Here is a 25,597-nt window from a genome sequence, read left to right as displayed (position 1 = left end):
AGGATTTCTCCTTGAAAGACGAGGAAACGCCCTCAGCACCCCGCCTACACAATATCTCTTTGTCGCCCCTTACCTGTTGACATCACTGCGTTTAAAACAAGGAGGCCCGCCGTGTCATTGCGTGCGCACACTCTGGCAGCCGCACTGCGCCTGGCAGCCGAGGAATCTGCCACCCTGCGTACCTTCCTTGACGATCTCGACGGCTGGGACGATAAGGACTGCGACACCGGCACCAACGCACACCACACGTTTGTCCACATGGCTGAGGCATTAGACGGTGCCACTGAGTATCTTTCCTTTGCCTCCGGTTTGGAACTGGCCATCGACGCTGGCATCACCTACGGCATGGGCCACTGCGGGCAACTGCTGACCCTCATCTTGTCGACCTGGCATCACAGCATTGACGGAGTTGATGTACTCAAACCGGTGCACATTCGCTCAATGCTCGGTGCTGATCCGCGTCAATGCCCAAGCGGCTCAATGGAGCTATCTGCGGCGATTCTTGCAATGTGCGACGACGCCCGTAATGAACTCAACGCTCTCGGAACCACTCTTCCTGACGGTGACGACCTCGTTAATCTATACGCTGCACAGACTCAATTTGGACTGATCGAAGCAACCTCAGCTACCACAAGCCGAATAGACCCTGGGGCGGCAATCCTCAGCCTCTTGGCCACCTGTTTGGACAGCGTCGTGCGAGATGATTACTCCCTGTTGGCCTCCTTTGCGCAGATGCTTGCCGACCTCGCCGCTTCTCCGACGTCAAGGCCACCGCGCGCGGCCGTCCCCCAGGAACAGCGCGCTTTCACTGTTGACCTTGTCCTTTCAGGCGCCCACTCCGATGCGCAGGCCCTTTCCGCGCGACTGAACCTGCTGGGGGCTGCTCATTCTTATGTTGGCCGTGCTGACTTTTTCGGATTGGGGGAGTGGCGTTTCCACATCGATACCTCTGCTCCGCTGGCTGTCCACCCGCGTACGACAAATGTGCGTGCCTTTACCGTCACGGACGCACGCCCTAATGAACTCATTGGCGTTGACACTCTTTCCGATGGCGTCACCCACCGGGGGGTGCGCCTTCTCGAACGCCGACCGATGAAACGCGTTGAGCGCGCTCACGTTATCGCCCTTACTCAAGCGCCTGGCCTTGTCGAATACCTTGCGCAGGGAGGAGCAACTGTTCTCCTCGCACCAACGTTGGACGATGTCCCAACGATCGCGGCACTTGCGCGCGGCTCATCAACGGGAGTGAGCCTTGTCCTGCCTTACGACGAGCCCAGTGCCGAGCTCGTCAATGCCGCACACGCCCTGCTTGAGCGCCCTCAAGCACACGGCGCTACCCACGCCGGTGGTGAAAACACGCCGCCGCACATGATCGTCGGGGACAGTCGATCCGACCTTGAATCGCTCGCTCTCGTGCACGCCTGTGGAACGATCTTCGTTCCCCAGCCCGGCGGCCCCCAGGTTGCCACGCAGGTCGACTCGCTTTTACGTGAGGCCCAGCAACATGCTCTCACCTCGCAACGCACGATCGTGATGTCCTCCCACACTGACCACGAACTCGTCGCCGCCGTTGAAGATATTCGAGCAATGGAACCGCGCCAATGGCGTATTCTCATCGGCGGAAATGAGGGCCCCAATGTCGTGGCGCTTGTCAATCAGTTGCTTTCGGCCTACCCGGGGGCAGTGCTGGACGTTATCGATGGGGGATTCGGTACGCACACCCAACTTCAGGGCTTACTGTGAATGTCCTTGATACGCCCCTGAACCTGCGTCTACCCGCAGCCGTTGCCAAAAAATGCCAGGCGGCCGGACTACACACGGTGGGTGACCTCCTGCATCACGCCCCGCGGCGCTACTACCACTGGGGCACTCTGACAGCGATGCGATCCCTCCACCCGGGCGAGGACGTGAGTATTCTCGCCCGGGTTGTTTCCGCCACGCTGGTGGCCAATCGCAGCAGGGGAGGGGTGCGCTTAGAAGTTACCCTCACGGATGGTTATGAACAGATGACGGCCACCTTCTTTGGGGCTAATCAGTACAAGCTCATCCCTCATCAGCGCCTGCTTACTCCCGGTTCGACCCACCTTTTCGCTGGAAAAATCGGTGCCTATCGTGGCCGCCTTCAACTCACTCACCCCCAATTTGAAGAGGCGATCGAAGGCGACGAAGAGGCTGCGCGCGCCCGTCAGGAACGCCCTATCCCCATTTACCCCCTGGGGAAGGGACTCACGCCGTGGGTGCTGAGCCGTGCGGTGGGCATGATCCTTGATGACATTGGTGATGATGAGATTCCAGACCTCGTCCCCGATGACATTCGCCGCGATCACAACCTGTGCAGCCGCGCCCAAGCCTTACGCGCCTTGCATCAACCTACCAAGGATGAGGACTATCAGGCTGCTCGTCGAATGCTGGCTTGGCAAGAGGCGTTCGTCTTGCAGGCCGCCCTTGCCTACCGGCGTCGCACTCATGAGGGCGACGAGGCTCCCGCGTGCCCGCCAGAGGGACATGGGAGCCGAGAACTACTCGCGAAGCTGCGTGCCCATCTGCCTTTTACCCTCACGCCGTCTCAGGAGGAGGCGTGGGCGCAGATCAGTGCCGATCTTGGGCGACACACACCTATGATGCGCCTACTGCAGGGGGATGTCGGCTCGGGCAAGACCATCATCGCTCTTCTTGCCCTCGCCCAGGTTGTGGGAGCAGGACATCAGGGGGCGCTGATGGTGCCGACAGAGGTGCTCGCTGAACAGCACGCCACCTCCTTGCGTACATTGATCCCCGCTGACTGTGACCTCCCTGTCGAGGTGCTGACAGGGACAAGCACTCCCAGGGAGCGCGCTCGAATCCAAGAATCAATGAGTAGCGGAGTGCCACTGATTGTTGTGGGTACTCATGCCCTTATTCAAGACAGTGTTGATTTTGCTGATTGTGCGCTAGTCATTGTTGACGAGCAGCACCGTTTTGGCGTGGCACAGCGTGACCGTCTGCGCGAGCGCAGCCGCCAGCGTGACAATCATGATGGGCAAGCCCCGGGGCCGCAGTCGAAGGCCATGACTCCCCATCAATGTGTGATGACGGCAACTCCGATTCCACGAACGATCGCTATGACGGTCTTTGGCGACTTGGAGGAAACACGAATGATGGGGCTGCCTCCCGGGCGAACTCCTGTGGTAACGCACCTGGTTAGTGCAGACAATTCTCAGTGGCTTGAGCGTCTTTGGGTGCGCGCCCGTGAAGAGATCGACTCAGGTGGGCGCGTGTATGTTGTCTGTCCGCGGATCGAGGGCGAAGGGCCCGCTGGAGCCAACGTGGACAATGGCGTGCTCAATGGTGGCGGCGATGAGTTTATTGTTGATCTTGATGCGGAGGATGCCCTTTTTAGCGTTGAAGAGAGTGTGAGGGACGCACACAGTGGGGGTGCTTTTTCTGCGCGTCCTCCGCTATCGGCTGTGATGGACATTGCCCCTATGCTGAGCGAACATCCGGCATTGGAGGGGGTTTCCATTGCGACCTTGACCTCGCGCACGCCCTCGGAAGAGAAGAGCGCAACCCTTGAGGCTTTCGCCCGTGGTGCCTGTCCGCTGCTGGTGGCGACAACTGTCATTGAAGTTGGGGTGAATGTTCCTGAAGCAACCATGATGGTGATTCTGGACGCCCAACAATTTGGTCTTTCTCAACTTCACCAGTTGCGTGGGCGCGTGGGGCGTTCCAATACTCCGTCGATCTGTGTGGCGGTTCATCGGGCGGGGCTTTCTCCTCAGAGCATGGCCCGCTTGGAGGCTTTTAGGCAGACTACAGATGGTTTTGAACTGGCGCGAGCTGATCTGAAACTCCGACGTGAAGGAGATGTTCTCGGCGCCGGACAAAGTGGTCGCAGTTCGGGGCTGCATTTCCTGTCGGTTTTGAGAGATGAAGAGATTATCGCTGAAGCCCGCTCCGCTGCCCTCGCCCGCGTCCTGCAGGGAAGTAGCGCAGAAGATGCTCTTGCGCCCTATCCTGCTCTGCATCGTGAGGTGCGCCTGATGATCGCGGATGAGGCTGCGTGGATGGAACGCGTCTAAAGCGCTTACCATGAGGGCATGACCCGAATCGTTGCTGGGCGCGCCGGTGGGCGAACCTTGAAAGTGCCCGCCAAGGGAACGCGCCCAACCTCTGAAAGAGTCCGTGAAGCGCTCTTCTCCCGTCTTGATCACATGGGCATCCTGAGTGGTGCCGCGGTCCTTGATTTGTATGCCGGTAGCGGCGCCCTGGGATTAGAGGCTCTTTCACGAGGTGCCCGCCGCGCTACCTTCGTTGAAAAATCGCGTCTGGCGGCCGCTACTATCAAGCAAAACCTCGCTGGAACGGATCTTGCCGCACTCGGTAGTGTTGCCTGTGCTGACGTTGGTACCTACATTGCTCAGCGTGACGGCGAATCCCTCAGCGGCGAATACGACGTGATCTTCATTGACCCGCCCTACGACATGCCCGCAGTGCAACTGAATACAGTGCTTGCTCATTTAGGGCCGTGGATGCACTCCGATACGCTCGTCATCGTTGAGGCATCTTCTCGCTCCCCTGAACCCCAATGGCCTGTCGACCTCGTCCGTGAAGAGCGACGCGCCTACGGTGAAACGGTGATGTGGTTTGCTGGCCCGCCACTGCCTGAGATGAAGGAATCTGCAGACGTCCCACACGATTTGGATGGATCACGGATGTCAGAAGGAGGAATCGTATGAGTGAGAATCGTGCACCTCGTCGAGCCGTATTTCCTGGATCTTTTGACCCCTACACTCGCGGTCATCATGATCTTGTTCTCCGCGTCGGTTGCCTTGTCGACGAACTGATTATCGCCGTGGGCGTCAACCATGCGAAAAACCCCGTGTTTACTGCGGAAGAACGCCAGGAAATGATCCGCCGGGCCACCGCCGACCTACCGCATGTGCGCGTTGAGATAATGACAACGACCCTTGTCGAGTTTTGTGCCAGTCACGGTAGCACCCTCGTTGTGAAAGGGGTGCGGGACGGGGCGGACATGACGAATGAGGCAACCCAAGCAGCGATTAATCGAGACCTCGGAGGTGTCGAGACACTTCTTGTCCCCACACGTCCGGAACTGTCTCATATTTCATCATCCATTGTTCGAGAGCTTATGCGCTGGGGAATCGACCCTTCCCGGTATGTTCCGGCGGAAGTCGCTGCTTTCATGCGGGACAATAGAAGCGGGATAGCAGACGGGTCACGATAACGGGAACAGACCAGGGGAGAACACTATGACCGACAGCCTCGAACACGCTGACAGCCACGAACCTTCCGATATCTACGAAGAGGGCCAGTGGGAAGATCAAGCCGTGTACGGCCCCTCAACGGTGATCGCAATTCTTGATCAGATCGAAGATCTGGTTGAGGAGGCGCGAGCCGTGCCCTTGTCAGCCACAGTCATGGTGAATAAGGCTGAACTTCTTGACCTTCTTGAGCAGGCCCGAGAAGCCCTACCTGAGGATCTCGTCGCTGCTGATGCTGTTGTTGCTGATGCAGATGCTGTACTCGGTCGCGCCGATTCTGCCGCTGAAGTCACTATTGCCGAGGCTAACTCGCGTGCCCGCGCCACCATTGACGAGGCCCGTGAGAAAGCTCAGCAGCTTGTGGGTGATGCCGGTGAACGCAGCGAACGTATGCTTGAGCGGGCGCAGGAGGATGCTGAGGTGACTATCGCTCAGGCTCGCGCTGAAGCTGAAGCAATCCTGACGGATGCGAATGCTCAGGCTGAACGGCTCATCGCCTCTGAAAATATCAGCCAACTTGCTCAGGAGCGCGCGCGTGAAATCGTTGCTGAGGCACGCCACCAAGAATCCCAGTTGCGTCGCGGAGCTGACGAGTATGCGGCAAAGAGTTTGACGGAACTGGCTCAACTTCTTCATGATCTTCAACGGCGCACCGATGCGGGGCGCCGCGCTATTGCCGAACGAAGCGGCATCGACCGAACGGATATCAGTATTGATGAGTGACTCTCTAGAACTGTCTCTCCTTGAGCTGCCTCGTCAGCTTGGATCAACCATCAGCCGGGAGCTCACCTGGGCGGTGCCCGATGATCTTGGCACCTCCTCCATGCGTGTGGAGCCAGGAACCGAGCTTCTCATTGATGTCACGCTGACATCGGTGGATGATGGTGTTCTTGTACAGCTCTCCACCGATATTGAGCTTCTTGGGGAATGTGTGCGTTGCCTTGACCCTGTGCGCCGCGAGCACGCTATTGACGCGGCAGAGGTCTTCTTCGAGCCTGAAGCCGCTGAGCGCTTCGCTGCGGAGGCTGGGGAGGATGAAGAACACGACGATCTGTTCACCATTGATCGCCGCAATGTCATCAACATTGAGCCACTGCTGCGAGATTCTGTCATCACTTTGGTGGATGAAAGGCCCCTGTGCTCGCCGGACTGCGAAGGTCTGTGCCAAGACTGCGGCGAAAAGTGGAGTGAGCTGCCAGAGGATCACGTTCACGAGGTCATTGATCCTCGTCTGGCAGGCCTGGCAGCACTGCTCGATTCTGGACTTCTCACGGACGGTGGCACTGCCGCTGAGGGAACCGCCGAGGGCGAGGGCCGATAGTGGCTAAACGCTCCAAACTTCCCCAACCGCCCGCTGAAGACCTTGATGCGCTGATGGCGCTCTGGGGGGCGGCGATCCCAGAGGATCTTCTCCGTCTGGCCTTGACGCATCGTTCCTACGCCAACGAAGCGGGGGGACTGCCCAATAATGAGCGACTTGAGTTTCTTGGGGACTCAGTGCTTTCTATTGTTATTGCCGAGCGCCTTTTCCACGATTATCCGCAAAGTAGCGAGTCGGAGTTGTCGAGGATGCGCGCCGCCACCGTCTCTCAAACGCCCCTCGCGCAGGCTGCACGCACCTTAGGGCTGGGTGACTACATCTTCTTGGGTAAGGGGGAGCATCTTTCTGGCGGTCGCACCAAAGCCTCGATTCTCTCGGACACCTTCGAAGCTCTGCTGGGTGCCACCTACCTTACTCACGGTTTTGAGGTGGCTCAGAAGGTGATCCTCACGCACCTTGCCCCGATGCTTGACCAGGCTTTTGTGCGCGGTCAGACGCAGGATTGGAAGACAAGCCTGATTGAATACTCTCGCGCTCAGGGGTGGGGAGAGGTCTCCTATGTGGTGACGGGCGAAGGCCCTGATCACATGCGAACCTTCACCGCTCAGGTTTTTATTGAGGGCAGGGAAGGCCCGCAGGGGATGGCCCTGGATACATCCAAGAAACACGCTGAGAACCTCGCTGCGCGTGCAGCTTTGCTAGCGTTAGAACCAGACTTTATTCGCACCCAGTCGCCCAGTTGAGGCACAGGTGCACGTCATACGAAGGGAAACACCGACTCCATGACTAATATTCGTGTAATGATCGTTGATGATCATGAGATTGTTCGCCGTGGGATCGCCGAGATTGTCGATCGCGCTGACGGGCTTGAGGTCGTAGCCGAGGCCGGCACCGTTGCCGACGCCCTCCGCCGCGCAGACCTCGTCCGCCCCGACGTTATCCTGGTTGACCTTCAGCTCCCTGATGGCACGGGGATCGACATTATGGAAAAGCTCGGTCAAACCCTGCCAGAGGTGCTCCCCATTGTTCTGACCTCCTTTGATGACGACGGTGCTCTGGCCGAATCCTTGGAGAAGGGCGCCCGCGCTTACGTCCTCAAGACTGTGCGCGGAGCAGAGATCACCGACGTCATTAAGGCCGTTGCTGCAGGCCGCGTGCTCCTGGATGAACGCACAGTCACGCGCCGTCGCGCCGATCATGATGACCCGACCGCTGACCTGACTCCCTCAGAACGCAAGGTGCTTGAACTCATTGGCGATGGCCTGTCTAATCGGGAGATTGGCGAAAAGCTTGGCGTGGCGGAAAAGACCGTGAAGAACCACATCACCTCGCTCTTGTCGAAGATGGGCTTACAGCGCCGCACTCAGGTTGCCGCATGGGTGGCTGGCCAGCGCGCTGCGGCGTGGAGGAACTGACACCCCTTACGGGCGGCGGAGCCGCAACCCTCGTGACAGTGAGCATCAGGAACCGGCATTCGCACAAACAATTCCAGGGCCGCGCTCTCTCATCTGTGGAAGGAGCGCGGCCCTGTACTCGTGTGCTGCCTGTGGGCGTTCTGATCTTTCCTTGGCGTTTTAGGTGAGCGGGACACGCCAGTTAATCTGCGTGCCCTTATCGTCAATGCCCGCTGAAAGATGGAAGGTGCCGCCGTGGCGGCGAGCCCGTTCTTGCATATTGGCAAGACCGGAATTGCGGGTGCGATTGGGATCCATGCCCACTCCATCATCAGCAACGCGACAACTCACCGAACCCGCCCCGCAGACTCCGCGTACCTCCACGGTGACAGATCCCGCGGTGGCTTTGGCATGCCGGGCAATATTGGATAGGCCCTCTCGAACGATTGCCACCATGTCGTCACTAATGTCCGGGGCAATACGGTTTTGAAGATCCTCAATCAGGGCATCTTCTTCCTCTTCGACCTCGTTAATAAGGCGATCATCCAGAGAAATCACCAGGGACGGGGCGAAGCCGAGGAAAGAACGAGAAAGGGAAGTTTCTCGGCGGATTCGTTCCACCAGGCCAACGCTCCGATCAGGCTCACGAAGGTCATGGACAATCGCGCGGATCTGGCGAACGGCCTCGTCAACAGACGCTAACGACTCGTCAAGGGAGGCCATGATGCCTTCCCGATCGAGTTCTCCACTTGAGACCTTTTGTTTCGTGGCATCAAGCTGCATGCCGGCAGCGAAAAGCTGCTGGATAGCGAAATCATGCAGGTCACGGCCAATTCGGTCACGTTCATCAAGAAGGGAAGCGACGTCTTCTGCATGGCGTGCCGAAGCAAGCTCAAGGGCAAGCGTAGCTTGAGAGGCCAGTGACTCAGCTAAAGGAAGGTCAGAGGACTCGAACTCGGGAGCCCCGGTCTTGCGGAAGAGGATCAGAACACCTGAGGATTGGCCGCGTGAACGTAAGGGCGCGTAGAGGGCGGGGCCAAACTCGCTCAGCTGCTTGAGTCGCATGGTCTGTGCTCGAGCCATGGAATCGACGATCATGCCGGTGCCCTCATTGAGAACGGACATGGCGCGCCCCTCCGGGGGGAATACGAGGCCAAGCAGGCGGTCAGCGTGGTAGCCGTCGGTGATTTCTGCTGCCCAGGTGTCGCCCACAGAAGGCAGGACGATAATTGCCGTATCAGCGTCGGCCACGGCCCGCACCGTCTGGGCGATGAGTTCGAGTGCTTCTTCCTCGTCTGCGCCTTCCAACATGGTGGTAGTGAGGGACTGGGAGGCCGCAATCCAGCGTTCGCGCGTGCGTGCTTGGGAGTAGAGCTGGGCATTTTCAACCGCAACGCTCACCGCATTTGCGAGTGCGCTGATGAGGGAAATATCGGTTTCGTCGAAGCCGCCGAGTTTGTCGGTGAGGTAAAGAAGCCCATAGACCTGATCGTGCAAGGGAACGGGCACACCAAGGAAGTTGGCGATCGGTGCGTATCCGGCAGTGTGCTCCACCGTGTTGGCGATAAAAGCGCCGTCTGTGGGGATGGAGCGCACGAGTGTTGGATCAATGGGGAGAGGGGAAAGTGCCTCGCCATCAGGGATGACGTGCTCAATGAGGTCCGCAGTCCCACCCCAGGTGTCGAGTACCACAAGGGCTCCGCGTCTGGCTCGTGTGAGGCGGCAGGCCTGCTGAACGAAGTTCTGTAAAGCTGCCGACACCTGCAGATTTGAAGTCAGGTCAAGTGCGGCTTCCAGCAGACGATAATCCGTCCGATCGGGAGTCATTACGCCTCCTGTTCGCGCGCCCAGCGATAGGCCTCTGAACGCTCATACAACTCTTCATGTGTGCCGATGTCTGTCACCCGAGCAGGTTTACCGTCTGTTCCCGGAGCAAACACCATAACGGTGTCGGCGGCATCCAACGCCGACAGGCGATGCGAGACGATAAGAATGCCGCGCTTATCCGTGCGGCTACGCTCAAAAAGGGTTCGCATGAGCGTATCAGCCATCTGGGAATCCAGATGCTCGCTCGCCTCATCTAAGACGAGCAGGGGAGAAGGTGCAGCGAGCGCTCGCGCCATGAGCAAACGACGACGTTCACCACCAGAAACTGTTGTTCCTCCCGAACCAAGCAAAGTCTCAAGACCAGAAGGCAGCTCCGAAACCCACTGAGTGAGGCCCACCGCGTGAAGAAGCTCAAGGGCATCCGCCTCGTTCAGGGACGGGTTGGCAACGCGGAGGTTTTCGATGACGGTCGTCGCGAAGACGTGGGCGTCCTCTGCTGTCATCGTCAGCCGCTCTGTCAGCGCCTCGCGCTCTGCTCCCCACAGATCAACGCCGTCGATTGTCAGCGACCCGGAGTGTGGAGGAATCATGCCAGCCAATGTGAAAAGCAGGGTTGTTTTTCCTACACCGGAGGGACCGACGATTGCTGTTGCAGAGCCAGGAGCGAGCTGTAGTGAGATTCCTTCAGCGATGGTGGGGCCACCGGGCCAGCCAATCGCCAGATTGTCCGCCGTGACGATCGGGCCGTTTGACGAGGGCGGAAGCGGGTGGGTGGGGATTGGAGTATCGTCCCCAAGAAGTTCGTCGATGCGAACCGCTGCCCCGGCAGAACGCACCAATTGAACGGCAGCGGGGGCAAGCTCGGCGGTACCTTCGAAGGAAGCGAGAGGGGTCAGCGCAAGGACCGCCAGCGAGACGGCTGCAATTTGGCCACCTACGGTGTCAGGAATACCCACAATGAGAGCGCCCACAACAGCAAGCCCCATTGCTAAGCGATCGATGCCTGCCGCAATGCCCGCGACTCTTCCCGCTTCGCGCGTCGCACGGTTAATCTCGGCCTCGTGGGTGGCAAGCTGCTCATGAACGCGGGGGAGTTTTCCAGAGATTGCAAGCTCAGAGGCTCCCTCCATAACGCTCAGGACGGTCTCAGACATGCGTGTGCGTGCTTCCTGCGTTGAAAGCTCAGCAATGCGCGCGCTACGCATAGTCAGCAGGGGAGCAATAACGCCAGAAAGCAGCAGACAAAGGGCAAGAATCATGCCGGCCGCGGGGGAGATCACACTGAGGCCAATCACGGTGCCTGTGCCGACGATTGCCGCCACAACAGTTGGAAGTAAAGCCTTGACAACGAAGTCGCCGACGGCATCGACATCGGCACCGGTGCGTGCTAGAAGATCTCCGCGCTGAAGTTGAGCAACGCGGTTCACGGGGCCGTTGGCCAGGTGGGTGTAGAGCGAGTAGCGAAGTGAATCCATGCCAGCGAGGGCGACCTTGTGGCTGGCGAGGCGTTGAAGATAACGCATGAGGGCGCGCAACACACCAAACATGCGAACGGAAGTTGCTGCCACGGTCAGGTAAAGCACCGGTGGGTGCTGGGAGGCGCGCGCAATGAGCCAGGCTGAGGTTGCCGCTAGAGCGATGGAAGAACCAAGGCCGACGACACCGAGGAGGACAGAAAGGGCGAATCCTCGCCGGTCAACGTCAAGCAGGCTAAGGACACGTCGAAGAGCCTTGCGTTCAACGGGGGTGAGGAATAGTGTCATCGTTCCTCCTGCGGGGCAGTGTCCTCAAGGAGCGCGTCGTCAAGGAATGTCGGCAAGGTGACCTCAAGGGAGTCGAGGGTGTCAACGGGCGTGAGAATCGGGTAGCGTTCGATGTCGTCAATGCTGGCTGTACTGCGGCGCACGGGGATGACCTGATCGGCAAGATCAAGCATCGCTTTACGGTGCGCGATGACAACCACCGTTGAGCCGGCTTCCTTGAGAGCGGCGACAGCGCGGGTGACGGACTCTTCTGAGAGCGCATCAAGGTGCGCGGTGGGCTCGTCAAGAACGACGAGGGGAGCTCGCGTGAGGAAAGCCTCCATAAGGGCGAGGCGTTGGCGCTGCCCCACTGACAACCCCAGACCACCACTACCGATTGGTGTTTCCCAGCCCTTGGGTAGTGTCGCGAGAACCTCGTCGAAGGTGGTCATCCGAGCAGCCTGAGCGAGTTCGTCGTCACTTGCGGCGGGAAGATTATCTCGAAGAGTGCCAGCGATGAGGGTAGGGGATTGGGGAATCCAAATGACTTGTTCCCAGAAGGATTCGGGTGCGCAATCGTCAAGGTCGATGCTGCCTTCTGGACTGTGCAGGAGAATCCGCCCCTCAGTGGGACGTTCAAGGCCAAGTAGGCACATGGCGGTGGTGGTCTTTCCTGCACCGGAGTCTCCTTGGAGGGCCACAATCGTACCGGGCTCAATGGTGGCCTGGAGGTTGCGAGGAGCCCAAGCTCCGCGTGCAGCGACGCTGAGGTTGTCACATTCAATACGGCACGTCGTGAGTCGCGGTGCTGGTGTGGTTCCACGGGGAGCCTCGTCCTGCTCAAGAATGGCGAAGGCCGCGTTGGCTGCGGCCACACCATTAGCTGAAGCGTGGAACTGGGCGCCCACCTGCCGTAGCGGTTCAAAAACTTCGGGGGCGAGCATAATGACTGCCAGACCGGTCACGAGGGTAACGGAGCCGCCAACTAGGCGCATACCGACCTCAACGGCAACAAGGGCGACTGAGAGAGTGGCAAGGAATTCGAGTGCTCCTCCTGAAAGGAAAGCGATACGAAGGGTTGCCATTGTGGCCGTGGTATTTGCTTCACCGAGTTCTTTGAGGTGTGCGTTGGGGCCTTTCTCGCGGCCGAGGGCACGCAGAGTGGGAAGTCCTGACATGAGGTCGAGGAGCTGAGCCCCGAGGCGTTCCATGGCCGCCAATTTGATGGATGTGGAGTCCTGGGTGAAACGCCCAATGAGGACCATAAAGATTGGAATCAAAGGAATGGTGAGTGCCGCGATAAGTGCAGACCAAAAATCCAGCAGGAGAATGGTGGCCAGGGCGAGGGGCGTCACAGTGGAGACGAGGACAAGCTGAGGAAGAAACTTCACAAAGTAGGGCGCGAGATCATCCAGGCCGCGGCTAATGAGCGTGGCGGTTTCAGCGCCATTACGTGCGCGCCAGCGGGGGCCGAGTGCTTCAGCCTTGCGAACGAGTGCTTCGCGGAGTTCTCCGATTGCCTGTTCGGCAGCGCGGTGTCCTAAGGCTTCGCGTAGCGCCACGAGGCCACCGCGAAAGGCGACGATACCCAAGAGGATCAGCACCCAGTGCCACACGTCGTTGAGTGTGGCGTGTCCTGTGATAACTGGCGACACTGCTGTTGAGATGACAAGGGCTTGGGCGATAACAAGGGCAGCGGTAAGAAAACCGATTACTGAAATCGTAATAATGTGACGCCTGGCCGAATGGGCATAGCGAAGCAAACGGGGATCAAATGGACGCACTGTCCAATTGTGCCTGTTTTTTAACAGGCATGCCTACATGTGTCATGCGGCTCCGGCTGAGGGTGACGTAGGAAAAGGCCTGAATATTCGGAGGAATCCGAGAGGAGAAAGAAAGACGGAGTGAAAAAGAGGTGTGGGGGCCACTAACGGTGTTAGTGGCCCCCACCCCTGGGGTCTGATCGGATGAGGATCAGGCGTCGGTGCTGGTCAAGAAGTTGTGACCGATACGGATCCGCTCAGGAAGCAGACCCGCGTTGGTGTCAACATCGTTGACGGAGACGCGGTGACGGAACACCCAGTAGGACCATGCAGTGTAGGCCAGAACGACGGGCACGAAGCACACGGCGACAATGGTCATCACGGTCAGGGTTGAGGGCGTCGACGAAGCCTGCTCGATGGTGAGCGAGTAGGCAGGGTCGATGCTGGACTTCATCACGGCAGGAGCCATCGCAGAGAAAATCCATGCGACAGCAGCAGCAATGGCTACTGCTGAGAAGGTGAAGGCCTTGCCTTCGGAACGCATGGCCTTCTGGGAGAAGGCTGCTGAGGCGATGAGAGCCAGTGCTGCAATCACCAGCGGAATCCACGCGAGGAGATTCTCCGAGTAGGCGAGCTGGCCCCATAGAACCCACACGGCTGCAAGAGCGGTGGCGACGACGGATGCAGCGGGAGCAATGTCGTTGGAACGCTTACGGACAGCACCCTCGGTCTTGAGAGCGAGGAATTGCGCGCCGTGGGCGAAGCAAATAGCAACGACAACCAGACCGCCCAGCAGGGTGAAGGGAGTCAGGAGAGAGAAGAATCCTCCGGTGAGCTGGTGCGCAGCGGTGTTGAGGTTAGCGGCAACCTCAGCCGGTGCGATTACCTGACCGGCGCGGTCAACGACCTCAATCTGCATGCCCTGAACGAGGTTGGCGAAGGCAACACCCAAGAGCAGGGGCACACCGTATGCTGCAGCGGTGTGCATGGTGTCCCAGGTGGAACGCCACTTGACCGAGGCGATCTTAGAACGCCACTCAAGAGCCGAGATGCGCAAAATCAGCAGGACCAGGATCACGAAGAGAGCCAGGTACATGCCCGAGAACATGGTTGCGTACCATTCGGGGAAGGCTGCGAAGGTTGCGCCGCCAGCGGTCAGCAGCCACACTTCGTTTCCGTCCCAGTGGGGGCCAATAGTGCGGGTCGCTTGGGTGCGCTCACGATCATCCTTTGCAACGACAGGCAGGAGCATGCCGACGCCAAAATCGAAGCCTTCAAGGATGAGGTAACCGGTCCACAGGACGGCGATGAGGATGAACCACAGGATGCTCAGAGTCATCAGAGTGTCTCCTTCTCTCAGTATCCGAAGGTGAGTGCGCCGCCCTTGGCGGAGTCATCACCCTTGTTTTCGGTGGACACGTGAATACCCTCAAGTGCGTAGCGCTTGATGAGCTTGTACCAGACCACGCCCAGCACACCGTAGAGGACGGTGAAGGCGATCATGGTGAAGAGGATCTGCCAGGCAGGAACGTGGGTGGAGACAGCGATGTCGGTCATCATGAGGACCGAGGCCACCGGGTCACCATTTGCCAGAGCACTGAGGTTCGGGTGAACAACCCAGGGCTGGCGACCCATTTCCGTGAAGATCCATCCGAAGGAGGCCGCGATAAACGGCATCGGGATCGTGATGACCGCGAACTTGCCAAGAGCGGCCGAGGTGGGGACTGCGCCCTTGCGCATCGCCCACAGTGCCCACAGGGCAAGAAGAGCCGAGAATGCGCCAAAGCCGATCATCAGGCGGAAGGACCAGAAGGTTGCCATCTGCGGCGGGCGGAAGTCGTACTTCGATGCATCGCCGTAGGTGTTGACAAAGTCCTTGTTGCTGTTGAGTAGTTCAACCATGCGTGCCTGTTCATCGGCGACGCCGGCGACGGTAGCGCTGAAATCATCGTGTGACATGAATGCAGCAACGCCGGGGATCTGGATGAACTTGGTCGGCTCGTAGGAGCCGTCCAGGGGACATTCGCCAAACTGTGCAACGGTGAAGGCGGCCCCTGCGGTGTCAACACAGACACCTTCAGCAGCAGCCATCTTCATGGGCTGGATTTCAACGAGTTCTTGACCCTGGAAGTGGCCGGTAACGGCAGTGCCGAGGCCGCCAATAATGGTGGCGATGAGGCCAAACTGAGCCAATGGACGCCAGATGTTGCGGGCTTCCTTCATGCCATGCTCGCCGCCTTCTCGGGCTGCACGAGTCATCCACCAGATTGCCAAGCCGGCAACGAAGGTACCTGCCACCATCCATGCAGAGGTGATGACGTGGGTAAACTCCCAGAAAAGCACAGGGTTGAGAACAACCTGCAGGAAGCCGTTGACGCCATCAAGTTCGGCGCGGCCGGTTTCAGGGTTGAATACGGCGCCGACGGGGTGCTGCATCCATGAGTTAGCACCGAGGATCCACAGTGCGGAAACAGAGGTGCCGATGGCGACGAGCCAGATGGAAGCCAGGTGCATGGCCTTAGGCAGGCGACCCCAGCCAAAGATCCACAGGCCCAAGAAAGTGGACTCAAGGAAGAAAGCGAGAAGGGCCTCGACAGCGAGGGGAGCTCCGAAGATATCGCCGACGAAACGGGAGTATTCGGACCAGTTCATGCCGAACTGGAACTCCTGCACGATACCGGTGGCAACACCAAGTGCGAAGTTAATAAGAAGGAGCTTGCCGAAGAAACGGGTCGCTTGAAGCCATTCTTGCTTGCCAGTCTTATGCCAGATGGTTTGCATGATCGCAACCAGCAGCGACAAGCCGATGGTCAGTGGGACGAGAATAAAGTGGTAGACGGTGGTAATACCGAACTGCCAGCGTCCCAGCGTCAGCGCGTCAAGCGCTGCCGGAACGAGTTCCATGTGCTCGCCTTTCCGGATGATGGGTGGACAAGGACAACGCCAGTTGATAGAGCTCTGCCTATCATCCTGACATCTTGTCAAGAAGCCTAGTCCAAAGTCCTATCAAGAGAATAGTTAATACGGCGGGTCTTTCTCATTTCGTGACAGAGTTGTGTCACCGTGTCAGGTTGCTTTCTTTTCCGTGGGAAGAAGCGCGATTCGCGGGCTCTGGCGCAGGATCGACATAGTCCCGTATTACAGGTTGAGGTCACAACGAGCGATGGGAGTTTGTCAGTGGCCGATGTGCCTATGCACATTGGCGCGAACCTGTGGAAGAATAGAGGCTAAGAACGGCCGCTGTGAACACACCTTCGCAGCCACGGTGTTGTGAATCTTCCACCGTCACGCGTTGAGCGTGCGCCGCATGGACTTCCGCCCCGTAACGGGGGCGAGCACAACTGGAGAGGTTGGGTGTGCGACCCCTCTTTATATGGAGAACCGTGACTACCCCGCACGATACCCAGGATTTTCCGGGAACGCCCGCAGCGTCATTGCTGTTCCAGGCTCCGACATTCCAGGAACCTACTTTCCAATCGGCACCCGCTTTTGTGGCGCCAACTGAGCGTCCGTCATACTCCGACGATGACGCTGACGAAGTTCCCGCTCGTAAACAGCGCACCCGCGCCCGTAGGGTGAAAGAAGCGAAGGAAACGATCGTCGACACCTCCGAAGAGAATGGGGAGGATGAGGCTCCCAAGCGCGTCCGTAAGACCCGCAAGGCGCGTCGTCATTCCGACGAAGAGCCTGCCGTTGAGGCCTCTAACGATGAATCCGTTACCGAGGAAATCAGCTCTGCTGAAGATGGTGAGGACGATTCGGAAGGAACGAGCCGCCGCCGTCGCCGCCGTCGGACTCGTACCACCGCTGATGAAGCAGAATCTCCAGATGAAGTGAAGGCGCTGAAGGGCTCCACTCGTCTGGAGGCCAAGAAACAGCGTCGCCGTGAGGGCCGTAAGGAAGGCCGTCGCCGTCACGTCATCACCGAATCTGAGTTTTTGGCACGCCGAGAATCAGTGAACCGCAAGATGGTGATCCGTCACCGAGACGGTCTTGATCAGATTGCGATCATCGAGGATGATCTCTTGGTCGAGCACTACGTCGCGCGCCGCACCCAACAGTCAATGGTGGGAAATATTTATCTTGGCCGCGTCCAAAACGTGCTGCCTTCCATGGAAGCAGCTTTCGTTGATATTGGCCGAGGACGCAACGCTGTCCTATACGCCGGCGAAGTCAACTGGGATGCTGTTGGGCTGGAAGGGCGCCCGCGCCGCATCGAATCGGCGTTGAACTCTGGCGATGCCGTCCTTGTTCAGGTGACGAAGGATCCCATCGGCCATAAGGGGGCGCGCCTCACCAGTCAGATCACCCTGGCGGGCCGCTATCTTGTGCTCATTCCGGGTGGCTCCATGATGGGTATTTCCCGTAAGCTCCCTGACACTGAACGTACTCGCCTGAAGAAGATCCTCAAAAAGGTTGTCCCTGCTGGCAGTGGCGTCATTGTACGCACGGCTGCTGAAGGTGCCTCTGAGGAACAGCTCAGTGACGATGTCACCCGCCTGGTGAAGCAGTGGTCTGACATTGAGAAGAAGCAGGCGTCAACGAAGTCAGCCCCTGCCTTGCTGCGTGGCGAACCCGAACTTGCTGTGCGAGTTGTGCGCGATATTTTCAATGAGGACTTCACCTCACTCGTCATTGAGGGGCGCGACACCTACCACACCATTAAGGAATACGTTGATGAGCTCTCCCCCGAGCTGTCTAGCCGCGTTGAACAATGGGTAGGTACTGAAGACGTTTTCGCTGCGCATCGCGTCGATGAACAGCTCGCCAAGGGAATGGATCGCAAAGTCTGGCTTCCTTCAGGTGGCACTTTAGTCATTGACCGTACCGAGGCAATGACCGTCATCGACGTAAACACCGGTAAGTTCATCGGTGCAGGTGGCACCCTGGAAGAAACGGTGACGCGCAACAACCTTGAAGCGGCTGAAGAGATCGTTCGTCAGCTTCGTCTGCGTGACATTGGCGGTATTGTCATTGTCGACTTTGTCGACATGGTCCTTGAACAAAACCGAGACCTTGTCCTGCGTCGCTTGGTGGAGTGCCTGGGTCGTGATCGTACCCGCCATCAGGTCACAGAGATTACATCCTTGGGATTGGTTCAGATGACTCGTAAGCGCGTGGGGGAAGGCCTCGTTGAGGCTTTCTCCACCACCTGTTCCGCCTGCGAGGGCAAGGGCTTTATTGTCCACCATGACCCTGTTGAACATCAGGTGCCCGGTGAGCCCACTCCCAAGCAGCGTAAGAAGAAGGCTCAGACTGAAGAACCGCGCCGTCTTGAAGAGGACAGTGCAACTCGTGAGCGCGCTCGTGAAGCTTTGAGCGCCATTCACGCCGCAGCATCCCATACAAAGGACGAGCTTGTCCCGACTGATGATGCCGCAACCGCTGACGTTCCGGCGGATGAATCTGCATTGATTGCCCCTTCAGCGGCGCCTGCTGAAAAGAAGAGCAAGGCGCGTAAGGGGAAGGGTGAAAGCTCACAGGTTGCCGATAAGGGGCGTGTCGACACGTCAACTTCTGTTGATACAACCGCAGCATCAGCATCCACGAAGAAGAAGTCTGATACGCAGCCTGCTCGCGACTCGCATGTTGTCTCGGATGCCCCTGCAAAGAAGGGTGCCTCGCGAGCTACACGTCGCCGCCGCGTTGTCAGTACCGATGTTGTTGAGCCTCAACGCAGTGCCGCTCATGCCCTTATCGAGCTCCCCGCGCCGGTTCAGCGCCCTGATGAACAATATGGCGAAACCGAATCAGCAGTAGAACGTCCTTTAACGGTCGATGCCATTGAGCTACCCCAACGGGGAGATGAGCCCGCCAAGACTCCGGCCCGGAAGCGCCGTCGCGTTGTCAGCGCAGATGTCGTTGATCCAGCATCCTCGAAGAGTCCAGCAAAGGCCCGTAAAGAGCGGGAGGACGCGCTAGCAGCCATTGAGCTACCGCAAGCAGTGGCCTCTCCTGAAGGCGAAGCTGCAGGGGCGATGGCTGATGATGCTCCAAAGGTGCCTAAGCGTCGTCGACGTGCGGTCTCTACGGGTGTCATTGACGCCGGATAGCAGTCGGTGAGAGTTGCGCCGCAGGAAAGGTCTATCTTTTCCTGCGGCGTGTCTCGTAAAGGGGAGGGGCGTGGAAGATCACATGCTTTTTCCCAGGAAAATCGATCACCTGGCTTGCCTGCTACGGGCAGTATCCGCTAGATTGGATCGTCGGCGCACACAGGCGCCAACAGGATTCCTGTTTCCATTCACAGTCCCACGGGCTAATGGGAAGAGGTCCTGCTCCGAACGTATGAACAGAGATGAGCTTTAACGTGGTCTACGCGATCGTCAAGGCCGGCGGCCGACAGGAAAAGGTGTCCGTCGGTGACGTCGTCGTCGTCGACAAGCTGGCAGAAGAAATTGGCGCCAGCATCGAACTCCAGCCCCTGATGCTGGTTGATGGCGATGCCGTCACCGTTGACAAGGCTGGCCTGGAGAAGGTCACCGTCAAGGCTGAGGTCATCGATTCCGCCAAGGGTCCTAAGATCTCCATCATCAAGTACAAGAACAAGTCGGGCTACCGCAAGCGCCAGGGCCACCGTCAGAAGATGTCGGTCGTCAAGATCACTTCGATCGCCTGAGCCTCACACCCGTTCGAGATAGAAAGAGTCATTCAGCATGGCACATAAGAAGGGCCTCGGCTCCTCCCGCAACGGCCGCGACTCGAATGCCCAGCGTCTGGGTGTGAAGCGTTTCGCTGGCCAGGTCGTTAACGCAGGTGAAATCCTCGTCCGTCAGCGCGGTACCCACTTCCATCCCGGTGACGGTGTGGGCCGCGGTAAGGATGACACCCTTTTCGCACTGCGCGCCGGTGCTGTCGAGTTCGGCACCCGTCGCGACCGCAAGGTCGTCAACATCGTCGAGCCGGTTCAGGCCTGAGCCTGACCGCTTGAGAGGTGGCGTTCGGCAATCTGCCGGACGCCACTTCCTTTTACATCCGCTCCCACTAGCTTCCCTGTCATTGAGCAGTCCTTAGAGGAGGACCCATGCCACACTTCGTTGACCGAGTGACATTACATGCCGCAGGCGGTAATGGCGGACATGGCGTCGCCTCCGTACGCCGAGAAAAGTTCAAACCTCTGGGCGGCCCAGATGGTGGCGATGGCGGTAACGGCGGTTCTGTCATCCTTGAGGTTGACCCTAATGTCACCACCTTGCTGACCTACCATCGCAGTCCCCACCAGAGAGCCAGCAACGGCACGCAGGGCATGGGTGACTTCCGTCAGGGGCGCAACGGTAAGGACATTATTCTGCCCGTCCCTGACGGTACCGTCGTTAAGGACACAAGCGGGGAACTGCTTGCCGACCTCACTGGCGCTGGGACCCGCTTTATCGTTGCCCAGGGTGGCCGCGGTGGCCTCGGCAACGCAGCATTGGCATCCAAAGCGCGTAAGGCCCCCGGCTTTGCTTTGCTCGGTGAGCCGGGCGAAGAACGAGACGTCGTTCTTGAACTCAAGTCTGTTGCTGACGTCGCCCTCGTGGGATACCCGTCTGCTGGAAAATCTTCGATGATCGCCGCAATGTCGGCCGCGCGTCCCAAGATTGCTGACTATCCCTTCACGACGCTCATTCCGAACCTGGGTGTTGTGCAGGCAGGCGATACTCGTTACACCATCGCTGACGTTCCTGGTCTGATTCCCGGTGCTGCTCAAGGCAAGGGCCTGGGCTTGGATTTCCTCCGTCATATTGAACGCTGCGCGGTCATCGTTCACATTCTCGATACAGCCACCTACGAGGCTGACCGCGACCCGCTTTCGGATCTACGCACCATTGAGGCAGAGCTGGCTGCCTACGAAGGTGACTTGGGTGAGGTGGATGGCTACATTCCACTGATGGAGCGTCCCCGTGTCATTGTCCTCAACAAGATTGACGTGCCCGATGGGCGTGAACTCGCCGAGTTCATGCAAGAGGAACTGGCTGAGTTCGGTTGGCCGATTCACCTGGTGTCGGCAGTCTCGCACGAGGGCCTCAAGGAGCTCTCCTTCACCTTGGCGCGCATGGTTGACGAACACCGCGCAAACCTGCCCGCCGTCGAACCTGCCCGCCAGATTATTCGCCCCAAGGCTGTGGGATCACGTCAAGAAATCACCGTTATTCGCCACGAGCAAGACGGCGAGCCGCTGTTCCAGGTGCGCGGTGAAAAGCCCGAACGTTGGGTGAAGCAAACCGATTTCACCAATGATGAAGCCATCGGTTATCTTGCGGATCGTCTTGCTGCCGCAGGTGTTGAAGATGAGCTGATGAAAGCTGGTGCTGTGGCGGGTGATGCCGTGGTGATCGGTGACATTGATTCCGGCGTGCTCTTTGATTTTGAGCCCACTTTGTCGACAGGGCCTGAGCTTCTGGGGCAGCGCGGTTCCGACCTGCGTATTGATCAGTCTGATCGTCCGACTCGCAAGGCCCGTAAGGAACGCTACCATGACGCCATGGACGCTAAGGCTGCCGCGCGTGATGAGCTGTGGACCGAGCGTTCGGCTGGCGTGTGGACCGATCCGAGTAATAGCTGACAGTAGGAGAGGAAACACAGGTGGACGTGACCACATCGAGCATGACCGATGCAAAGCGTATTGTCGTCAAAATTGGATCATCGTCCCTGACCCGTCCTGATGGCGGTCTGGACTTGAACCGGATCGATGTGGTGGCCCGCTTAGCTGCACAGTGGCGCGCTATGGGCGGGGAGATCATTATTGTCTCCTCCGGTGCTGTCGCTGCCGGTCTTGGACCTTTGCGTTTGAGCTCGCGCCCACGTGACCTCGCATCTATTCAGGCCTGTGCAGCAATGGGACAGGGCCTGCTGGTCGCCCAATGGTCAGCCGCCTTCCAGGCCCACCACCATCACGTTGCGCAGGTGTTATTGACCACGGACGACGTGATGCGTCGGGACCATTACACGAATGTGCGCCAATCCTTGGAAAAGCTCCTGCATTATGGTGTCATTCCGATCATTAATGAGAATGACACCGTGGCAACGCGGGAACTGCGATTTGGAGACAACGACCGCCTGGCCTCCTATGTGGCCCAAATCGTCGCAGCGGACGCCCTCGTGTTACTTACCGACGTTGACGGCCTCTACACCGCGCCACCTTCAGACCCCACAGCCGAGCTCATCACTCATGTGTCCAGCATTGACGACCTTGAGGCTGTCAAGGTCGCTGGTTCGGGCACGAAGATCGGCTCAGGTGGCATGGTGACGAAGGTACAGGCCGCGTCAATGGCAACCTCCTCGGGCATTGGTGTCATGCTGACAAGCGCCGATAAGCTTGCTCAGGTGTTGGCGGGGGAGAATGTCGGAACATGGTTTGCTCCGTCCTCCACGCGTCCGGCCTCGCGTACTTTGTGGATTGCGCACGCAGCGCCCTCTGGCGGTGAACTCAAGATTGACGAGGGCGCAGTCCGTGCCCTTGTTGAGCGCAAGAAGTCCCTGCTTGCGGCCGGAATCGAACGCGTACGTGGTGATTTTTCTGCTGGTGACGTTGTTGATGTGACGGCGCCGGATGGCCGTATTATCGCCCGCGGTATTGTCTCTGTTGATTCTGATACTGCCGCTGCGATGTGTGGCCTGAGTGCAGAGGATCTGGTGGCAATGGGGTGGGCGAACCCCCGTCCGATTATTCACCGCGACGATCTTGCCTTCCCTGCCTAAAACACCTGTTCGAGGGCTCTTTGACGTTTGCTTCTAGCTGCGGTTGGGGTGAAGCCAGTCTGCGCGAATTAGTCGAGATGTGCGATTATGGGGCCATGACTACCACCGCCACTGCCTCGCAAAAGGGCGAGGCCGCCAACTACGCCGACATTTCCGCCCTGACGCAGGCTGCCCGCGCCGCTGCGCGCACTTTCGCGACGGCCACTACCCGCGTGAAGAATGATGCGCTTGAAGCTATCGCGCAGGCAATTATCGACAAGGCTGACACGATTATCGCAGCTAACGGGCAGGATATGGAACGCGAACGTGCCGCTGGCATGAGTGAAGGCCTGCTTGATCGTCTTGCCCTTGACCAGACACGTTTGGAGGCTATTGCTGCGGCCGTGCGCGAGGTCATTGCCCTGCCTGATCCAGTGGGACGTGTCGTGAGAGGCACCGTCACGGCTGACGGTTTAAGTGTCACTCAGGTGAGTGTTCCCATGGGCGTTGTCGGCATGATTTACGAGGCTCGCCCGAATGTCACCATTGACGCTGCGGCCTTGGCTCTCAAGGCAGGTAGTGCTGTTATTCTTCGCGGTGGGTCAGCGGCAGAAAAGTCGAATGAAGCGATCGTGGCGGTCATGCGCGCCGCCCTCGAATCGCAGGGCTTGCCGGCTGATCTTGTCAGCACGGTTGACCCGTGGGGGAGGGCTGGTGCTCGGGCGATGATGCGCGCACGAGGCGGTATTGATGTCCTCATTCCACGAGGCGGCGCGGGCCTGATCCGTACCGTTGTTGAGGAATCCCTTGTGCCTGTCATCGAAACTGGCACGGGTAACTGCCACATCTACGTTGATGCCGATGCTGACCTTGCTGCCGCCGAGCGTATCGTGATGAACGCCAAGACTCAGCGCGTGGGCGTGTGTAATGCAGCCGAGACTCTTCTTGTTCATGCTGACAGTGCCGACGTGTTCCTTCCCTTGGCTGTGCGTGCACTGACGGAGGCTGGTGTTACCATCCACGCCTGTGACAAGACTCGTGACATTATGGCCACGGTTGAGGGTGTGGATTCTGCTCGGATCGTGGCAGCCACTGAGGAGGACTGGGGAACCGAATACCTCTCTTTGGATCTTGCTGTGCGTGTTGTGCCTTCCATTGACGAGGCCATTGACCACATCCGTAAGTGGTCCTCCGGGCACACTGAAGCGATCTGCACGCGCTCAACCCATTCTGCACGACGTTTCCGCGCAGAGCTGGATTCAGCAGCCATTGCGATTAATGCTTCCACCCGTTTCACTGATGGAGGACAACTCGGTCTGGGCGCAGAGATCGGCATCTCGACACAGAAGCTCCACGCGCGCGGTCCCATGGGCTTAGAAGAGCTGACCACCACGACGTGGATTATTGAGGGAGACGGGGATATTCGTCCATGACAGAGTTATCGCGTCGGCCAGCGATTGGCATTATGGGTGGCACCTTTGATCCCATCCATCACGGGCACCTTGTTGCAGCCTCTGAGGTGATGGATGTCTTTGGCCTCGATAAGGTGATCTTCGTGCCCGCCGCGCTTCAACCCTTCAAAGCTGGTCGGCGTGTAACTCCTGCGGAGGACCGCTACCTGATGACGGTCGTCGCCACCGCTTCGAACCCCCGTTTCGAGGTGTCTCGGGTGGATATTGACCGCGGAGGCACGACCTACACCATCGATACCGTGCGGGATCTGCACGAGCAGATTCCCAACGCCGACTTCTTCTTTATTACCGGTGCTGATGCGTTGGCACAGATCACCCAATGGAAGCAGGCTGATGAGCTGCTCGAGATGGCGCACTTCATTGGCGTGACTCGGCCGGGGCATCATCTGGATGCCTCCGGTTTGCCGTCTTCGGCAGTGTCGTTGATGGAGGTGCCGGCTATGGCAATTTCTTCCACGGATTGTCGGGAGCGGGTGCGCCACGGTAAGCCCGTGTGGTACCTCGTTCCTGACGGCGTTGTGCAATACATCAATAAGCACGCTCTCTATCGTTCGTAACCTGCTGTGCCCGACTGTCGACGGTGAGGGCTCCTGCGCGAGAAGGGGCCACACGTCCTAGAAAAACCCCTGCCGGACGGGACTTAGGGACGACGGGCGGGACTTGTGTCTTAGGTCATTTTTGAGGTGGGCTTTCTTTCCTCATTCTCTCCTGAGACGAGCAGCGAAGCGCAGTGACAGACTATGAAAGGAACACGCAGAAATGACTAACCCTGAGGTGGATCCTATGACCCGTGATACTCAACTGGCCGAACTGATTGACACTGTCACGAAAGCCGCCAGCGACAAGATTGCTACCGACCCCGTCCTCATTGAAGTGGGGGACCGTATGGCTCTTGCTGATGCTTTCTTTGTCGCCTCAGCGCCAACAGATCGCCAAGTGCGCGCCATCGCTGAAAATATCATGGACGAGGTCGCACTCAAGCTCCACATGCGTCCTGCACGCATTGAAGGCCGCACAGAGGGGCGCTGGATCCTCGTTGACTATGGGGATTTGGTTGTTCATGTCCTGATTGATGAGGACCGGGAATACTACGCGCTCGAAAAACTCTGGGGGGATGTGCCTGTGCGTCACCTTGAACCGCAGGCGGTGCGCTAAGCCAT

Annotated in this window: 21 protein-coding genes; 16 read left to right on the top strand and 5 right to left on the bottom strand. The window is 58.6% G+C overall.

Going from position 1 to position 25,597, the window contains the following annotated elements:
- Nucleotides 1-111: 111 nt before the first annotated feature.
- From EII11_RS01585 to EII11_RS01550, 8 genes are read left to right on the top strand one after another with little or no spacing between them, the layout of a single operon-like run.
- Nucleotides 112-1,743 (top strand): hypothetical protein, encoded by a 1,632-nt coding sequence (locus tag EII11_RS01585; RefSeq protein ID WP_124867882.1) that lies wholly within the window; start codon nt 112-114, stop codon nt 1,741-1,743.
- Nucleotides 1,740-4,058, top strand: coding sequence for an ATP-dependent DNA helicase RecG (locus tag EII11_RS01580; protein WP_124867880.1), 2,319 nt, complete (start codon nt 1,740-1,742; stop codon nt 4,056-4,058). The genes EII11_RS01585 and EII11_RS01580 overlap by 4 nt, the downstream gene beginning before the upstream one ends.
- 18 nt (nt 4,059-4,076) lie before the next feature.
- A complete protein-coding gene (gene rsmD / locus EII11_RS01575; RefSeq protein WP_124867878.1) occupies nt 4,077-4,715 on the top strand; it encodes a 16S rRNA (guanine(966)-N(2))-methyltransferase RsmD in 639 nt (212 codons plus the stop codon).
- Nucleotides 4,712-5,224: a pantetheine-phosphate adenylyltransferase gene (gene coaD / locus EII11_RS01570; RefSeq protein WP_124867876.1), complete on the top strand. Its 513-nt coding sequence runs from the start codon at nt 4,712-4,714 to the stop codon at nt 5,222-5,224. Before rsmD ends, coaD begins: the two co-directional genes overlap by 4 nt.
- A gap of 25 nt (nt 5,225-5,249) precedes the next feature.
- The gene (locus tag EII11_RS01565; RefSeq protein WP_124867874.1) at nt 5,250-5,984 is read left to right on the top strand and encodes a hypothetical protein; all 735 of its coding nucleotides are present in this window, start codon (nt 5,250-5,252) and stop codon (nt 5,982-5,984) included.
- A complete protein-coding gene (locus tag EII11_RS01560) occupies nt 5,977-6,582 on the top strand; it encodes a YceD family protein (protein WP_124867872.1) in 606 nt (201 codons plus the stop codon). The genes EII11_RS01565 and EII11_RS01560 overlap by 8 nt, the downstream gene beginning before the upstream one ends.
- Nucleotides 6,582-7,325 carry a ribonuclease III gene (gene rnc, locus EII11_RS01555; RefSeq protein ID WP_124867870.1) on the top strand — a complete coding sequence of 248 codons (744 nt, stop codon included), beginning with the start codon at nt 6,582-6,584 and terminating at the stop codon, nt 7,323-7,325. The genes EII11_RS01560 and rnc overlap by 1 nt, the downstream gene beginning before the upstream one ends.
- A gap of 57 nt (nt 7,326-7,382) precedes the next feature.
- Nucleotides 7,383-7,997, top strand: coding sequence for a response regulator (locus tag EII11_RS01550; protein ID WP_124868288.1), 615 nt, complete (start codon nt 7,383-7,385; stop codon nt 7,995-7,997).
- A gap of 159 nt (nt 7,998-8,156) precedes the next feature.
- Here the strand turns inward: EII11_RS01550 and EII11_RS01545 are convergent, their stop codons facing one another.
- From EII11_RS01545 to EII11_RS01525, 5 genes are all read right to left on the bottom strand, one after another.
- Nucleotides 8,157-9,803, bottom strand: coding sequence for a sensor histidine kinase (locus EII11_RS01545; protein WP_124867868.1), 1,647 nt, complete (start codon nt 9,801-9,803; stop codon nt 8,157-8,159).
- Nucleotides 9,803-11,566, bottom strand: coding sequence for a thiol reductant ABC exporter subunit CydC (gene cydC / locus EII11_RS01540; protein ID WP_124867866.1), 1,764 nt, complete (start codon nt 11,564-11,566; stop codon nt 9,803-9,805). Before cydC ends, EII11_RS01545 begins: the two co-directional genes overlap by 1 nt.
- Nucleotides 11,563-13,329 (bottom strand): thiol reductant ABC exporter subunit CydD, encoded by a 1,767-nt coding sequence (cydD, locus tag EII11_RS01535; RefSeq protein ID WP_124867864.1) that lies wholly within the window; start codon nt 13,327-13,329, stop codon nt 11,563-11,565. Before cydD ends, cydC begins: the two co-directional genes overlap by 4 nt.
- 190 nt (nt 13,330-13,519) lie before the next feature.
- The gene (gene cydB, locus EII11_RS01530) at nt 13,520-14,647 is read right to left on the bottom strand and encodes a cytochrome d ubiquinol oxidase subunit II (RefSeq protein ID WP_124867862.1); all 1,128 of its coding nucleotides are present in this window, start codon (nt 14,645-14,647) and stop codon (nt 13,520-13,522) included.
- A gap of 17 nt (nt 14,648-14,664) precedes the next feature.
- Nucleotides 14,665-16,212 (bottom strand): cytochrome ubiquinol oxidase subunit I, encoded by a 1,548-nt coding sequence (locus EII11_RS01525; RefSeq protein WP_124867860.1) that lies wholly within the window; start codon nt 16,210-16,212, stop codon nt 14,665-14,667.
- 479 nt (nt 16,213-16,691) lie between these two features.
- Between EII11_RS01525 and EII11_RS01520 the strand changes: the two genes are divergently transcribed.
- The 8 genes from EII11_RS01520 to rsfS all read left to right on the top strand — a co-directional run bounded on the left by EII11_RS01520 (nt 16,692) and on the right by rsfS (nt 25,592).
- On the top strand, nt 16,692-19,361 hold the full coding sequence (locus tag EII11_RS01520) for an Rne/Rng family ribonuclease (RefSeq protein WP_205649189.1): 2,670 nt from the start codon (nt 16,692-16,694) through the stop codon (nt 19,359-19,361).
- 242 nt (nt 19,362-19,603) lie between these two features.
- A complete protein-coding gene (gene rplU / locus EII11_RS01515) occupies nt 19,604-19,924 on the top strand; it encodes a 50S ribosomal protein L21 (RefSeq protein WP_124867856.1) in 321 nt (106 codons plus the stop codon).
- A gap of 37 nt (nt 19,925-19,961) precedes the next feature.
- Entirely contained in the window at nt 19,962-20,222 is a 261-nt protein-coding gene (gene rpmA, locus EII11_RS01510; protein ID WP_124867854.1) for a 50S ribosomal protein L27, read from the top strand.
- A 107-nt stretch (nt 20,223-20,329) separates the two neighbouring features.
- Nucleotides 20,330-21,850 (top strand): GTPase ObgE, encoded by a 1,521-nt coding sequence (gene obgE, locus EII11_RS01505; RefSeq protein ID WP_124867852.1) that lies wholly within the window; start codon nt 20,330-20,332, stop codon nt 21,848-21,850.
- A 41-nt stretch (nt 21,851-21,891) separates the two neighbouring features.
- Nucleotides 21,892-22,986, top strand: coding sequence for a glutamate 5-kinase (gene proB, locus EII11_RS01500; RefSeq protein ID WP_124867850.1), 1,095 nt, complete (start codon nt 21,892-21,894; stop codon nt 22,984-22,986).
- Nucleotides 22,987-23,081: 95 nt separating this feature from the next.
- Nucleotides 23,082-24,398, top strand: coding sequence for a glutamate-5-semialdehyde dehydrogenase (locus tag EII11_RS01495; protein ID WP_124867848.1), 1,317 nt, complete (start codon nt 23,082-23,084; stop codon nt 24,396-24,398).
- Nucleotides 24,395-24,994 (top strand): nicotinate-nucleotide adenylyltransferase, encoded by a 600-nt coding sequence (gene nadD / locus EII11_RS01490; protein ID WP_124867846.1) that lies wholly within the window; start codon nt 24,395-24,397, stop codon nt 24,992-24,994. Before EII11_RS01495 ends, nadD begins: the two co-directional genes overlap by 4 nt.
- Before the next feature lie 202 nt (nt 24,995-25,196).
- Nucleotides 25,197-25,592, top strand: coding sequence for a ribosome silencing factor (rsfS, locus tag EII11_RS01485; protein ID WP_240623005.1), 396 nt, complete (start codon nt 25,197-25,199; stop codon nt 25,590-25,592).
- Nucleotides 25,593-25,597 lie beyond the last annotated feature (5 nt).

This window comes from Schaalia canis (assembly GCF_003858455.1).
GTDB lineage: Bacteria > Actinomycetota > Actinomycetes > Actinomycetales > Actinomycetaceae > Pauljensenia > Pauljensenia canis.
Note: the sequence above shows the minus strand (reverse complement) of the source record. Positions and strands in the feature narration are given on the sequence as shown.

Bases quoted from the DNA above. Each gene is read 5' to 3' on its own strand.
- rsmD (WP_124867878.1), top strand. From the start codon at position 4,077: ATGACCCGAATCGTTGCTGGGCGCGCCGGTGGGCGAACCTTGAAAGTG.
- coaD (WP_124867876.1), top strand. From the start codon at position 4,712: ATGAGTGAGAATCGTGCACCTCGTCGAGCCGTATTTCCTGGATCTTTT.
- EII11_RS01565 (WP_124867874.1), top strand. From the start codon at position 5,250: ATGACCGACAGCCTCGAACACGCTGACAGCCACGAACCTTCCGATATC.
- EII11_RS01560 (WP_124867872.1), top strand. From the start codon at position 5,977: ATGAGTGACTCTCTAGAACTGTCTCTCCTTGAGCTGCCTCGTCAGCTT.
- EII11_RS01550 (WP_124868288.1), top strand. From the start codon at position 7,383: ATGATCGTTGATGATCATGAGATTGTTCGCCGTGGGATCGCCGAGATT.
- EII11_RS01545 (WP_124867868.1), bottom strand. From the start codon at position 9,803: ATGACTCCCGATCGGACGGATTATCGTCTGCTGGAAGCCGCACTTGAC.
- cydC (WP_124867866.1), bottom strand. From the start codon at position 11,566: ATGACACTATTCCTCACCCCCGTTGAACGCAAGGCTCTTCGACGTGTC.
- cydB (WP_124867862.1), bottom strand. From the start codon at position 14,647: ATGACTCTGAGCATCCTGTGGTTCATCCTCATCGCCGTCCTGTGGACC.
- EII11_RS01525 (WP_124867860.1), bottom strand. From the start codon at position 16,212: ATGGAACTCGTTCCGGCAGCGCTTGACGCGCTGACGCTGGGACGCTGG.
- rplU (WP_124867856.1), top strand. From the start codon at position 19,604: ATGAGCTTTAACGTGGTCTACGCGATCGTCAAGGCCGGCGGCCGACAG.
- rpmA (WP_124867854.1), top strand. From the start codon at position 19,962: ATGGCACATAAGAAGGGCCTCGGCTCCTCCCGCAACGGCCGCGACTCG.
- obgE (WP_124867852.1), top strand. From the start codon at position 20,330: ATGCCACACTTCGTTGACCGAGTGACATTACATGCCGCAGGCGGTAAT.
- proB (WP_124867850.1), top strand. From the start codon at position 21,892: ATGACCGATGCAAAGCGTATTGTCGTCAAAATTGGATCATCGTCCCTG.
- EII11_RS01495 (WP_124867848.1), top strand. From the start codon at position 23,082: ATGACTACCACCGCCACTGCCTCGCAAAAGGGCGAGGCCGCCAACTAC.
- nadD (WP_124867846.1), top strand. From the start codon at position 24,395: ATGACAGAGTTATCGCGTCGGCCAGCGATTGGCATTATGGGTGGCACC.
- rsfS (WP_240623005.1), top strand. From the start codon at position 25,197: ATGACTAACCCTGAGGTGGATCCTATGACCCGTGATACTCAACTGGCC.